Consider the following 14,225-nt stretch of genomic DNA (forward strand, 5'->3'; position numbering starts at 1 on the left):
CTTATCTTATTTGATAGGATTTGTTTAAATAACTTTTGCTAGGAGGTGAGACATATGGATTGTATATTTTGTAAAATAGTTCAAGGGGAAATACCATCAGCAAAGGTATATGAAGATGATAAAGTATATGCTTTTAATGATATTAGTCCAGCTGCCCCTACTCATGTACTTATAATACCAAAGGAGCATATTTCTTCAGCACTTGAGGTAGATGAAAAAAATTCATCACTTATTGGACATATATTTACTGTTGCAAATAAAATAGCAAGGGACCTTGGTATTGATAAAACAGGATTTAGAATAGTTAATAATTGTGGTGAAGATGGGGGACAAACAGTTCATCATATTCATTTTCACTTATTAGGAGGAAGAAGTCTTCAATGGCCACCAGGCTAAAATTTAAGTGAATCTTCCTGTATTATTCATTGACAATATTTGCAGGTCTAATATATAATAGTATATGTGCTATTTATGAGCTTTTTTTCACAGCATCAAATAATTAGCATTTATTTTGCTTAGCGGAGGGAGGGAGATCAGATGTCAGAAATCAAAGTTGGTGAAAATGAATCACTAGAAAGTGCTCTTCGTAGATTCAAAAAGAAGTGTGCGAGAGCAGGAGTTCTTGCGGAAGTTAGAAAAAGAGAACATTACGATAAGCCAAGCGTAAGACGTAAAAAGAAATCAGAGGCTGCAAGAAAGAGAAAGTTTAAGTAATTAGGAAAGAAGGGTGAGAATGTCACTCAAAGATGAATTACAAAACGATTGGAAGGCTGCCCTTAAAGCTAGAGAGTCTTTTAAGGCATCAGTTTTAAACATGGCTAAAGCAGCAATTTTAAATGAAGAAAAGAACAACAAAGGCTCAAGTCTTGACGATGAACAGATAATAACTGTTCTATCTAAAGAAGTTAAGATGAGAAGGGATGCAATTATTGAGTTTGAAAAAGGAAACAGGCAAGATTTAGTCAACTCGACTAATCAAGAAATTGAAATTTTGCTTGGATACCTTCCTCAGCAATTAACTGAAAATGAAATAACTGAAATAGTTACTAATGCTGTGAAAGATGTGGATGCTAAAGACATGAAGGATATGGGCAAAGTAATGTCAATAGTTAATCCTAAGACTAAAGGTAGAGCCGATGGAAAGCTTGTAAGTCAAATAGTAAAAAATTGTCTATCAAAATAGGCATTATGATTAATAACCTGTAGTTTACTACAGGTTATTTTTAATTTATAGGATAACCTAGTAGCACTAAACTTCTTGTATGTAGTTAAAGGTGTTTAAATGGTTATATGGTTCATATACAACCATATTAAACTATGGTAAAATTAGAAATAGAGGTGATTTAAGGTATGAAAAAAAGAAGCATACTATTTTCTTTAATTCTAATTACAATTATTTTTACAATGTTTGGCATAAAAGAATCTTTTGCTGCTGCCTCAGATAAAGGTGTATATGTTATACCGATAAAAGGTGATATTGGGCCATCGGTTGAAACCTTTGTATCAAACCAATTAAAAAAAGCAGAAGATCTTAATATAGATATTATTGTACTTGACATTAATACACTAGGTGGAAAGATTAATTCAACTTTGAACTTACAAGAAACAGTAAAAAAGTATAATTCGAAATTTAAGTTTTATAGTTTTATTAATAATAAGGCGGAATCTGCAGGGGTTATGATTGCACTTTTAGGAGATAAGATATTCATGACAAAGGATGCAACTATTGGATCTGCATCAGTAGTTCCATTTGATGAAAAAAGTAATTCTGCTTGGAGTGCTATGTTAAAGGCACAGGCTGAATCTAAGGGAAAGCCAGGTAGCATTGCTAAGGCAACGGCGGATTATAATATAGAAATCCCCGGAATAAAGGGGAAAGGGACTCTTCTTAATATGACATCAAATGATGCTATAAAGTTAAAATTTGCAGATGGTATAGCAAGTAATATAACAGAAGTTGCTAAAAAAGTAGAGTATAGAGGGGATAAAATTATAGTAGCCGAAAAGGATTTTAAAGTAACCTTATCGGAAATTATATCTAATCAGTATGTATCAATACTTCTTCTTTTACTAGGAATAATAGCATTAATTGCTGAGATGTTTATTCCTTCGTTTGGTATATTAGGAACACTCGGAGCAACGAGTATTGGAGTGTATTTTTTAGGAAATATATTTGCAGGTAATTCAACATGGTGGTCACTTGGAATATTTGTACTTGGAATAATTTTGATTCTTATAGAACTTGGTATTCCTGGATTTGGAGCTGCAGGAATTGGTGGACTTATGTTAATTTCTATTTCTATAGTAATGTCTGCGGAAACAATGAAAATAGGGCTATTTGTTATGATATGCAGTTGGTTAGTAGCTGGTATTGGAATTTATGTGATTATAAAATATGGTTTTAAACGAGGTCTGTTTTCAAAGGTTATTTTAAAGTCTAACCAAGAAGCTAAGGATTTTATATCCTATGACATAAAAAAAGCTGAAAAACTTCTTGGTAAAGAAGGTGTAGCAAGTTCAATGCTAAGACCTTCAGGAATTGCTATTATTGATGGAAATACTATAGATGTACAAACTAATGGAGATTTCATTAAAGAAGGAACACAAATTAAAGTTGATAAAATAGAAGGTAACAAAATCATAGTAAAAAAATTTAATAAATAATGTAAATATAAAAAGGTTTCATAAGTTTTAAATTATGAGACCTTTTGCGTTATTTTACCTATATTAATTGCATATTATTTACTATAACTTTATTAAAGGGTGATCTAATGGTAAAAAAATCAAGTGTAAAAGAAAAAGTTACTGAAAAACTATCTCTTCCAAAGGATATAGTTTTAAATATGCCAAATATTAAAATTCTAGGAGATAAAGAAGTTTTAATTGAAAATCATGGGGGGATTATTGAATATACCGCGGATGTGGTAAAGCTAAAATCTTCTTTGGGAGAAATACTTATTAAAGGGGAAGGATTTCAAATTAAAGACATAAGTGAAGATGATATATATATATTAGGGAAAATAGATTCATTAGGGTTTATAAAGTAGTAACAATCAATACAGGTGGTGGATATGGGTAACTTCAAAGATTTTATAAGGGGAGAAATAAAAGTAAAAGTAGAGTCTTTAGAAATTGAAAGATTTATAAATATGGCTACAAAGGGTAAAATAAGAATGTGGAATGTTTGTAGAGAAGATTTTACCACAATTTCATTTACTATGTTTCAGGATCAATATAAACTTTTAAAAAGAATAGTTAGAAAAACAGGCTCAAGAACAAAGGTAACCAAGAAAAATGGAATGAATTTTATTTTAAATAAAATAAATAGAAGAAAGTTTTTTATTATAGGAGTAAATTTATTTTTAATACTTATATTTGTGTTCTCTAGTATGATACTAAGAATAGAGATACAAGGGAATAAGAAAGTTGATAACAAAGTAATTATTGAGTCTTTAGAAAAGCATGGAATAAATTATGGAAAATTAAAGTTTGGAATTAAGTTAAGGGATATAGAGGCTAAGGTTCTTAAAGATTTAAAAGAGGTGTCAGTTGTAACTATAAAGTTTATTGGTACTAAGGCTATAGTAAATGTAGTTGAAAGAACAATGCCTCCTGAAATGGACTTAATTGAAACTCCAAGAGATATAATTTCAACTAAGGAAGGTGTTATAAGTAAAATAACAGCACTTAAAGGTCAGAGTGTAGTTACAATTGGAGATTATGTTAAAAAAGGGGATACTCTCATTTCAGGTATAGTAAGAGATGCGGAAGGTGTACCTATTAGAGTGGCTGAATCTACCGGTGAGGTTATAGCTAAGACTTGGTATGAAATAGAAGAGAATGTAGATCTTAATCATAAAGAAGAAAAGTTTACCGGGAGAGAAACAAAGCGTACATATTTTAATCTATTTAACAAAACATTAGCATTTAAATATAAGAATAAATATCCACAATATAATAAAATACAAGACACTAAAAATTACGAAATTATGGGATATAGATTACCAATTGAGAAGGTCTCAGAGATTTATAAAGAGAAAATTATAACAGAAAGAAAAATAAGTGAAGATGAAGCTATAAAAATATTAATAGAAAAAATAGATTCTAAAGCTAAAAAAGTGATTCCAAAAGAAGGATTAATTGTAGATAAACAAGAAAGTAAAGAGATATCAGAGAATGGTATAAAACTTAAAATAATTTTTATTGTAGAGGAAAAGATAGGGGAAGGAAAAGATATTTCTCCTGGGGTTATAAAAGAGGAACAGGAAAAGGAAGAAGCAAAGAAAATACAACCAGAATAGAATGGAGGGTCATCTGAATAATGGAAAGTAGAATTCAAATTGAAAAAGTTGAAGATGTGATTAATATATTTGGTAAATTCGATGAGAACATTAAAATAATAGAGCAAACATTTAATGTTACAGTAGTTAATAGAGAAAGTGAAATAAAGATTACAGGAACATCAGGAGTAGATCTTGCATCAAAATGTATTTTGAAACTTTTAGATATTGTGAAAAGAGGAGAGGCAATTAACCTACATACAGTAAACTACATTATAAGTCTTATAATGGAAGAAAATGAAGGTGCTATAGACAAGATACTTAAGGATGTTATACTTGTAACCCCAAGAGGAAAATATATAAAGTGTAAAACTATAGGGCAACAAAATTATATAGAAGCAATAAATAAACACGATGTTGTGTTTGGTATTGGACCTGCTGGGACAGGAAAAACATACCTTGCTATTGCAATGGCAGTTAAAATGTTAAAGGAAAGAAAGGTAGGAAAGATTATCTTAACAAGACCTGCAGTTGAAGCTGGGGAAAGATTAGGATTTTTACCAGGAGACCTTCAAGAGAAAATAGATCCATACCTAAGACCTTTATATGATGCTCTTTATGATACTTTAGGTCCTGAAACATTCCAAAAATATATGGAATCAGGAATAATAGAAGTTGCGCCTCTAGCTTATATGAGAGGAAGAACACTTGATGATAGTTTTATAATACTAGATGAAGCCCAAAATACAACACCTGAGCAAATGAAGATGTTTTTAACTAGATTTGGTTATGGATCAAGAATTGTTGTAACCGGTGATATTACACAGGTAGACTTGGGTCAGGGAAAACTTTCAGGGCTAAAGCAGGTAACAAAGGTTCTAAAAGACGTAGAGGGAATAGAGATGGTTTATTTTTCACATAAAGATGTTGTAAGACATAAGTTAGTTATGCAAATAATAAAAGCATATGAAAAATGGGATAAAGATAGAGAGAGTAAAAAAGAAGAAAAAGAAAGTAGTGAAGAATAAAAGAGTTGCGGTATAGACTTTAGTTTATACCGTATTTTCTTATAGTCACTGTCTTGTGTAAAGGGATTAAAAGCATTAAAATAAAGAAGAAAAGCATACCAAAGGAGATAATTAATGATTTTATTTGATAATAGACAAGATAAGGAAAACTTTGATAACAATATGGAAAGTTTAATAGAAAAGGTTATAAAAGAATCTCTTTTAATAGAGCAATTTAAATTAGACTATGAAATAAGTGTTAGTTTAGTTGATAATGAAGAAATTAGAGATATTAACAGAGAGTTTAGAGGAATAGATAGGTCTACAGATGTATTATCATTTCCTATGATAGAGTATAATGGAGTGTACTATACCTCGAATTATGAGTTTAACAAAATAGATATTGATCCAGATGGAAAGATAACTCTTGGAGACATTGTTTTATCACTTGAAAGAGCTAGAGAACAATCCTTAGAATATGGACACAGCTTTAGTAGGGAAGTGGCTTTTCTTACAGTTCACTCAGTGCTTCATCTTTTAGGTCATGATCATGAAGTAGAGGATGAAAGGAAGATAATGAGAGAAAAGGAAGAAAAAATACTTAATAGCCTTTCTTATAATAGATAGATAGAAGGTGGTATAAGTGAAAATAAAAAAGACTATAGACAGTTTTAATTACGCAATAGAAGGGATAATTTACGCAGTAAGAACCCAAAGAAATATGAAAATTCATTTAGTTACTGCAACACTTATTCTTATATTTAGTCTCTTTTTTGATTTCTCAAAGATAGAGATGTTAATTTTATTCCTTACAATAACACTTGTAGTTGTTTTAGAGTTAATTAATACCGCTATAGAGGCAGCGATAGATGTTACTGCCAATTATTATCATCCGCTTGCTAAAATTTCTAAGAATGTTGCAGCAGGTGCAGTTTTGATTTCTGCCATTAATGCAATGGCTGTAGGGTATCTGCTTTTTTTTGATAAATTAAAACCTATTACAAATACAGTGCTTATAAAGATTAAGCAATCAGATACAACTGTTGTTTTTATTTGTCTTCTAATTGTAACAATCGTAACTGTAGTGGTTAAAGCAATATATGGAGAGGGAACTCCACTTAAAGGTGGAATGCCAAGTGGACACAGTGCATTATCATTTGGTTCTGCTACAGCTATATCTCTTCTTACTCAGGACATGCTTATAATTACACTTTGTTATTTTTTAGCTTTGTTGGTTGCTCAAAGTAGGGTAGAAGCTAAGGTACATACAATTTATCAAACTATAATTGGGGGTATATATGGTACGTTAATTACTATTTTAATATTTAAACTTTTTTAAGTTCTCATTTTGAGAACTTTTTTTAAAAATCAAAAAAATAATGATATAATATATGTTAAACTAAAAAAGTATAACTTTATAACTTAGTCAAATAATAAGTAAAATACTTAAATATATTGGAGGGTGAGGTTATTGGATAATAAATTCCTAATTAATGAAGCTAAGAAGGCTATGGAAAATTCCTATTCACCATACTCAAACTTCAAAGTAGGAGCAGCTTTGCTTACGGATACTGGGGAAGTTTTTACAGGATGTAACATTGAGAATGCATCATTCGGGGGAACAAACTGTGCAGAAAGAACAGCACTTTTTAAAGCTATTTCAGAAGGATATAAAAAATTTACTAAGATAGCTATTATAAGTGATTCGAAAAATTATACTGCTCCCTGTGGTATTTGTAGGCAGGTTATTTCAGAATTTTCACTTGATATGGAAGTTATAATGGCAAATAAAAATGGAGAATATACTACAAAAAGACTAAGGGAATTATTACCTTTAGCATTTACAAGTGAAGACTTGTAGTTTGAAAGGAGAAATAAATGAGCTTTAAATCAGGATTCGTAACAATAGTTGGAAGACCAAACGTAGGAAAATCTACACTAATGAATAATATTGTTGGAGAAAAACTTTCAATTATATCAAATAAGCCACAAACAACAAGAAATAAGATACAAACTATTTTAACAAAAGATGATTACCAAATAGTATTTGTAGACACGCCAGGAATTCATAAACCTAGACATAAGCTAGGAGAATACATGGTTAATGTAGCAGAAAATACATTGAATGAAGTTGATGTGGTACTTTTTCTAACTACACCTGAAAAGAAAATAGGACCAGGGGATAGATACATATTAGAGCAACTTAAAAGAGCAAGATCTTCTGTTTTTTTAGTTATTAATAAGGTAGATACTGTTAATCATACTCAAATAGCACAAACTATAAAAAGTTATACAGATGAGTATGAATTTGAACATGTTATTCCAATATCTGCAATGAAGGACAAAAATGTAGATACTTTACTAGGACTTATAGTTGATAAACTGCCTACAGGTCCTATGTATTATCCGGAGGATATGATAACAGATCAACCGGAGAGATTCATAGTAGCGGAAATTATAAGAGAAAAAATGCTACATAGCCTAAAGGATGAGGTTCCACACGGAACTGCTGTTGAAGTTATGATTATGAAAAAAGACGATAAAAAGGATTTGTATCATATTAATGCTACTATATATTGTGAAAAGGATTCTCATAAGTCAATAATAATAGGAAAAGCAGGAACAATGATAAAACAAATAGGAGAAAAGTCTAGAAAAGATATAGAGAAATTTGTAGATGCTAAAGTATTTTTAGAACTTTGGGTTAAGGTTAAGAAAGACTGGAGAGATAGTGTTGCAACACTTAAAACATTAGGATACCAAAAGTAACAATTTTAAGGAGGTGCCTAATTGTCATTTGTAAAGGTTCAAGGAGTAGTAATTAGTGCTAGAAATATAAATGATAGTGACAAGATTATCACACTTCTTTCTGATAAGCTTGGAAAAATTGATATAGTTGCAAATGGATGTAGAAAACCTAAAAGTAGATTTATGGCATCTGTTCAAATGTTTTGTTATGGAGAATATGTATTGACAACAGGTAAAAATCTACATACGTTAAAAGAGAGCAATATTTTAGAATCTTTTCAAGGTATAATATTAAATTTAGATAAAGTAGCATATGGTAGTTATTTTTTAGAACTTATAGATAACTTGATTGAAAAAGATATGAAAAATGTACACCTTTTAGCACTAACTTTAAAGACTCTTTATATATTATTACATGGGGATATATCATTATTACCACTTTTGCGAGTAACATTTGATTTTAAGGCTATTTCACTAGCAGGCTATATGCCTCAAGTTTTTAGATGTGTAAATTGTGGGGATTCTAATGGACCATATGTATTTTCTGCTGCCTCTGGGGGAATATTGTGCAAAAAATGCGTTGATACTAAAGAACTTACTCTTACAGCTCAGGAACTAAATTTGTTGCAAACTTTAAAGAACATAAAATTAGAAGATTTGCATAACCTAAATGTTAGTAGTGTTCTAGTAATGAATATACAGAATATGATAAGCTTCTATATAAGGAATTACATAGAAAGAGAATTTAAAAGCTTACAGCTTCTAAAGGTACTTTCTTGAAAAAATAAAGGAGTTGATTTTAATGGAAGAAGCTACTTTAGAGAAAATAGACATTATAAGACAAAGATTTGGTGTAAGCTATGAAGAGGCAAAAAAAGCTTTAGAAGATAACAAAGGGGATTTAGTTGAAACTCTTATATACATGGAACAAAATAAAAAAGGCTTTAGTGAGGTTTTTACTGAAAAGGGAAATGATTTGCTTGAAACTGTAAAAAACATTATTGAAAAGGGTAATGTAAATAGAATTAAAATTAAAAAAGGTGAAAAAGTATTAGTAGATATACCTGTGACAGCTGGAGTAGCGGCTGGGGCCATATCTTTATTATATACCCCAATTCTTGCAATTGGTGCTGTAACTACAATTATAGCTGAGCTAAAGATTGAGATAGAAAGACCAAATGGAGAAATTGAGGTTTTGTCAAATATAATTAAGAAAAAGTCAGGTGGATTTAAAAATACATTCGAAGAACTTACAAAAAAAGCTATGGAAAAAGCAGAAGTAGCAAGAGATAAAACAGAAAGAATTGTAAAGCTTGCTATGGATAAAAGTAGTAATATTATCTATGAAGCCGATGACAAGATGATTGAAATTAAAACAAATACGATAGATAAAGAAGATTAGATAAACTTAAATTATTTTAGGGAATCATATTTTGATTTCCTAAAATAATTTAAATCTAATGAAAAATGTTACATAAAATAAAGAAATGTATATGCATAAAGCTTAATTAATGTAGCAAAATAAAAAAAAGTATATTATTTATACCTAAATTAGCACAAATATGTTGCAAATATGCCTCTTGATTTGTATAATTAATGTATAACAAATATAAAGCTTATGCGTAATAAAGAGACTTAAAGAGGGTGATTGATATCAAACTTTCAAAGCGCCAAGAAGAAATAATCGAGTTAGTTAAGGAACATCAACCAATAACAAGCGAACAGTTAGCAGAAAGGCTGAGTGTTACAAGAGCTGCTTTAAGACCTGATCTTGCAATACTAACTATGACTGGGATACTTGAGGCGAGACCTAAGGTTGGTTATCTTTACTCAAATAATAAAGGAAATAGCATAGTTTATGATTATATAAAGGAAATAACAGTAGGAGAGATTAAGTCAAGTCCAACTATTGTTAATGAAGATACAAACCTTCATGAAGCAATTGTTCAGCTTTTTCTAGATGATGCTGGAACAATGTTCATTGAGAATAATGGTTATATAACAGGAGCTGTTTCAAGAAAAGATTTTCTTAAAGTTGCTTTAGGAAATACTGATATTCATCGGGTTCCTGTTGGAATTATAATGACAAGAATGCCAAATATAATTACAGTATCAGATGAGGATACAGCATATGAGGCAGCTAGGAAAATAATAGAGCATCAAGTAGACAGCTTACCAGTTGTAGAGAAAGTTGTAGACAAGGATGGAAAAGAACACGCTAAGATAACAGGAAAGGTTTCTAAGACAAACATTACGAAACTGTTTGTAAAGCTAGGTTCAAGTTAAAAAGTTTTTAAAATGATAATTTATATTAATAATACAAGATTTGACATATAAACAGGGGGTTTTGATTTATGAGTAATTCTAATAAATTCGTTTACTTATTTAGTGAAGGTAACGCTAGTATGAAGAATCTTTTAGGAGGTAAGGGTGCAAATCTTGCAGAAATGACGAATATCGGTCTACCTGTTCCACAAGGATTTACAGTTACTACTGAAGCATGTACTAAGTATTATGAAGATGGGAAAATGATTAACGAAGGTATAATAGAAGAAATTTTCTCCAATTTAGCTAAATTAGAAGAGATAACTGGGAAGAAGCTAGGAGACTCTGCAAACCCACTATTAGTTTCTGTTCGTTCAGGAGCTAGAGCATCAATGCCAGGTATGATGGATACTATCCTAAACCTTGGTCTTAATGATGAGACAGTTGCAGGACTTGCATCTCTTACAGGAAACGAAAGATTTGCTTATGACAGCTATAGAAGATTTATCCAAATGTTTAGTGACGTTGTTATGGAGCTTGATAAAAGTAATTTTGAAAGTATTTTGGAAGATGTTAAAGATGAAGTAGGAGCTCAGCTTGATACTGACCTTACATCAGAAAATCTTAAGGAAGTTGTTGCTAGATATAAGAAATTTTATCGTGAAGAAATGGGTAATGATTTCCCAAGCGATCCAAAGGTACAATTATTAGAGTCTGTTAAGGCTGTATTCCGTTCATGGGATAATCCAAGAGCTAATATATATAGAAAGCTTCATGACATTCCAAGTTCATGGGGAACAGCGGTAAATGTTCAACAAATGGTATTTGGTAATATGGGAGAAACTTCAGGAACAGGAGTTGCTTTTACTAGAAATCCAGCTACTGGTGAAAATAAGATTTTTGGTGAGTATCTAATGAATGCTCAAGGAGAAGACGTTGTTGCAGGGATTAGAACTCCAAAGGATATAGAAACACTTAAGGATGTTATGCCAGCTTGCTATGACGAATTTATGAAGATTGCAAACACTCTAGAAACTCATTATAAAGACATGCAAGATATGGAATTTACAATAGAGCAAGGTAAACTTTTCTTCCTACAAACTAGAAATGGAAAAAGAACTGCTCCAGCAGCTCTTAAAATTGCGGTTGAGCTTGTAGAGGAAGGTCTTATAACTAAGGAAGAAGCTATATTAAAGGTTGATCCTAAGCAACTTGATCAGCTTTTACATCCAATGTTTGATACTGATGAACTTAAAGCGTCAAAGGAATGTGCAATAGGGCTTCCAGCATCTCCAGGTGCGGCTTGTGGTAGAGTATACTTTACTGCGGAAGAAGCTAAAAACCACAGAGCACTAGGTGAAAAGGTTGTTTTAGTTAGAGCTGAAACTTCACCAGAAGATATTGAAGGTATGATAGCTTCAGAAGGTATACTAACTGCTAGAGGCGGTATGACATCTCACGCTGCTGTTGTTGCAAGAGGTATGGGTAAGTGTTGCGTTGCAGGATGTGGGGCTCTTAAGATTAATGAAGGGGACAAGTTCTTCACTGTAGGAGATATTAGAATAAATGAGGGAGATTTTATTTCTCTTGATGGTGAAACTGGTAAGGTTTATGCTACGGAAATTAAAACAGTAGAACCTGAAATAACAGGATACTTTGGAACATTTATGGCATGGGCTGATGAAATAAGAAAGCTTAAGGTTAGAACTAATGCTGATAATAGAAGAGATTCAGAACAAGCAATAAGATTTGGAGCTGAAGGAATAGGACTATGTAGAACTGAGCATATGTTCTTTGAAGAAGACAGAATACCAGTTGTACGTCAAATGATAGTTGCTAAAAATGAAGAGCAAAGAAGAAATGCTTTAACTAAACTTCTTCCAATGCAAAAAAGTGATTTTGTTGAGATATATGAAGCTATGAAGGGACTTCCTGTAACTGTAAGATTACTAGATCCACCACTACATGAATTCCTTCCACAACATGAAGAAGATATTAAATCTTTAGCTGACCAAATGGGATTAAGTTTTGAAGATCTTAAGAGTACAGTTGAAGAACTACACGAGTTTAACCCAATGATGGGACATAGAGGATGTAGACTTGCAGTTTCTTATCCAGAAATGGCAGAAATGCAAACAAGAGCTATAATTGAAGCTGCTATAGAAGTTAACGCTTCAAAGGGTTATAATATAGTTCCTGAAATAATGATTCCACTTGCAGGAGAAGTTAAGGAGCTTAAGTATGTAAAGGAAGTAGTTACAGCTACTGCTGATGCTGTTATTTCTGAAAAAGGAGCAGAGCTTAAGTATCTAGTTGGTACAATGATTGAAATTCCAAGAGCTGCACTTACTGCAGATGAAATAGCAACAGAAGCTGAATTCTTCTCATTTGGTACAAATGACCTTACTCAAATGACATTTGGATTCTCAAGAGATGATGCTGCTAAGTTCCTAAAGGATTACTATGATAAGAAGATATTTGACTTTGATCCATTCCAAAAGCTTGATCAAACAGGTGTTGGTAAGCTTGTAGATATGGCTGCAAAGCTTGGACGTACAACAAGACCAGACATTAAGCTTGGAATCTGTGGAGAGCATGGAGGAGATCCTTCATCAGTTGAATTCTGCCATGAAGTAGGTCTTCAATATGTATCATGTTCACCATTTAGAGTTCCAATAGCAAGACTTGCAGCTGCACAAGCTCAAGTAAAGAACCCTAGATAATTTTACTATTTAAATGATTATAAAAAGGCTGTTCAATTATTAAAAATTGAACAGCCTTAATAAATTAATTTAACTTTGATTTACCAAATCTGTCTTGTATATATGATTTATATACACTGCAGAACTCTTCGTGTCTTTTTTGTTGTGAGGATATACTATTAATTTGTTTAAGGAAAAAATCTTTGTTATTTACACCATTATATTTATAATAATCTCTAGATATTTTCCAAAACTTATGAGGGAACTCAAGTGCAGCTAAAATAAATAAGTGCTCACCATAGCTAAGTTTCCTAAATTCTTCATATGAATTCATGGCGGTTGTGAAGATTTCAAAACTCCATGATGTACGCTTTCTTCTAAGTATTCTTTTTAAGAAATATACTATATCATGTACAGGATAGTCCATTTTTGTATTATCAAAATCAATTATATAAAGTCCATTATTAGAAAATATAAGATTTTTATTTACATAATCTAGGTGGCAAATTGAAAATGTGCTTACATTATCCCCAAAGTTTTTATCAAAATTTAAAGATGAAAGTATATTTACGCTTTTGCGCGCATGATTTAAGTTATATTCATAATTTCTTATAAATTCATTTGAGAATTTATCTTTACTCAAAGTTGCTTTTTCATAAAGGGAGGAGAGCTGCTTAAAATGTTTACTGTAACTATCATAATAATCTGTTGAAGATACCCTTAGAAAACTATCTGTTATAGGAGTAAAACCAAAGGATGATTTATGAAGGTTTCCAAGATTACCAGCAGCATGAATTATATCTTCTAGATTATCATAGGAACACTTTCTTCCGTCTATCCAATCTGTAAGAATAAACACATTGTTATTATATTCAACAAACCTTACACCTTCTTTAGAGGGGATAAGTCTTGGGCATCTTATACCTTTCATATTAAGCCACTCAATTGTAGAGTAAATGAAAAGGAGAGTATGTTTATCATAGTAAACTTTTTTTAAGCATTTGGCGCCTTTATCAGTATTAATCCTATATACAGCACGTTGCTTATCTGTATCTTTGAATTTAATATTATCAATAGAATAGACATTTACTTTATATTGTGACAATACATGTTTATTTAAGTCATCATGTGACATAAATTCTGTATTAGGAGCTTTAGTAAATATATTCATTTAATCACCTCAAATAATGTGCTAGTAAATTATATGCTGTGAGTTACATAAT

General features: G+C 31.3%; 16 protein-coding genes. 15 read left to right on the forward strand and 1 reads right to left on the reverse strand.

Translation table 11 applies throughout. The features are described 5' to 3' along the window. Positions 1-54: 54 nt before the first annotated feature. From CLCY_RS10440 to ppdK, 15 genes are all read left to right on the forward strand, one after another. Entirely contained in the window at positions 55-396 is a 342-nt protein-coding gene (locus CLCY_RS10440) for a histidine triad nucleotide-binding protein (RefSeq protein WP_048571064.1), read from the forward strand. Positions 397-537: 141 nt separating this feature from the next. Beyond that, positions 538-714 (forward strand): 30S ribosomal protein S21, encoded by a 177-nt coding sequence (rpsU, locus tag CLCY_RS10445; protein ID WP_048571065.1) that lies wholly within the window; start codon positions 538-540, stop codon positions 712-714. A 19-nt stretch (positions 715-733) separates the two neighbouring features. Continuing rightward, on the forward strand, positions 734-1,183 hold the full coding sequence (locus CLCY_RS10450) for a GatB/YqeY domain-containing protein (RefSeq protein ID WP_048571066.1): 450 nt from the start codon (positions 734-736) through the stop codon (positions 1,181-1,183). A 167-nt stretch (positions 1,184-1,350) separates the two neighbouring features. Next, entirely contained in the window at positions 1,351-2,664 is a 1,314-nt protein-coding gene (locus CLCY_RS10455) for an NfeD family protein (RefSeq protein ID WP_048571067.1), read from the forward strand. 107 nt (positions 2,665-2,771) lie between these two features. Continuing rightward, on the forward strand, positions 2,772-3,047 hold the full coding sequence (gene yqfC, locus CLCY_RS10460) for a sporulation protein YqfC (RefSeq protein WP_048571068.1): 276 nt from the start codon (positions 2,772-2,774) through the stop codon (positions 3,045-3,047). Between the two features lie 24 nt (positions 3,048-3,071). Next, entirely contained in the window at positions 3,072-4,301 is a 1,230-nt protein-coding gene (yqfD, locus tag CLCY_RS10465) for a sporulation protein YqfD (protein ID WP_048571069.1), read from the forward strand. Between the two features lie 20 nt (positions 4,302-4,321). Then, a complete protein-coding gene (locus CLCY_RS10470; protein ID WP_048571070.1) occupies positions 4,322-5,308 on the forward strand; it encodes a PhoH family protein in 987 nt (328 codons plus the stop codon). A 114-nt stretch (positions 5,309-5,422) separates the two neighbouring features. Further along, complete coding sequence (gene ybeY / locus CLCY_RS10475) at positions 5,423-5,914, forward strand: rRNA maturation RNase YbeY (protein ID WP_048571071.1); 492 nt, start codon at positions 5,423-5,425, stop codon at positions 5,912-5,914. Between the two features lie 16 nt (positions 5,915-5,930). Further along, positions 5,931-6,626 (forward strand): diacylglycerol kinase, encoded by a 696-nt coding sequence (locus CLCY_RS10480; RefSeq protein WP_048571072.1) that lies wholly within the window; start codon positions 5,931-5,933, stop codon positions 6,624-6,626. Positions 6,627-6,758: 132 nt separating this feature from the next. Continuing rightward, entirely contained in the window at positions 6,759-7,148 is a 390-nt protein-coding gene (cdd, locus tag CLCY_RS10485; protein ID WP_048571073.1) for a cytidine deaminase, read from the forward strand. Between the two features lie 17 nt (positions 7,149-7,165). Further along, on the forward strand, positions 7,166-8,056 hold the full coding sequence (era, locus tag CLCY_RS10490; RefSeq protein ID WP_048571074.1) for a GTPase Era: 891 nt from the start codon (positions 7,166-7,168) through the stop codon (positions 8,054-8,056). A 21-nt stretch (positions 8,057-8,077) separates the two neighbouring features. Beyond that, positions 8,078-8,815: a DNA repair protein RecO gene (gene recO / locus CLCY_RS10495; protein WP_048571075.1), complete on the forward strand. Its 738-nt coding sequence runs from the start codon at positions 8,078-8,080 to the stop codon at positions 8,813-8,815. Between the two features lie 22 nt (positions 8,816-8,837). Next, positions 8,838-9,437, forward strand: coding sequence for a DUF4342 domain-containing protein (locus CLCY_RS10500; RefSeq protein WP_053083314.1), 600 nt, complete (start codon positions 8,838-8,840; stop codon positions 9,435-9,437). Between the two features lie 251 nt (positions 9,438-9,688). Then, entirely contained in the window at positions 9,689-10,321 is a 633-nt protein-coding gene (gene ccpN, locus CLCY_RS10505; RefSeq protein WP_200899980.1) for a transcriptional regulator CcpN, read from the forward strand. 68 nt (positions 10,322-10,389) lie between these two features. Next, positions 10,390-13,023 (forward strand): pyruvate, phosphate dikinase, encoded by a 2,634-nt coding sequence (gene ppdK, locus CLCY_RS10510; protein WP_048571077.1) that lies wholly within the window; start codon positions 10,390-10,392, stop codon positions 13,021-13,023. A 64-nt stretch (positions 13,024-13,087) separates the two neighbouring features. On the opposite strand, the gene CLCY_RS10515 is transcribed toward ppdK, so the two are convergent. Beyond that, on the reverse strand, positions 13,088-14,173 hold the full coding sequence (locus tag CLCY_RS10515) for a CotS family spore coat protein (RefSeq protein ID WP_048571078.1): 1,086 nt from the start codon (positions 14,171-14,173) through the stop codon (positions 13,088-13,090). Between the last annotated feature and the right edge of the window lie 52 nt (positions 14,174-14,225).

Origin of the sequence: Clostridium cylindrosporum DSM 605 (assembly GCF_001047375.1) — a bacterium.
Taxonomy (GTDB): Bacteria; Bacillota; Clostridia; order Clostridiales; family Caloramatoraceae; genus Clostridium_AB; species Clostridium_AB cylindrosporum.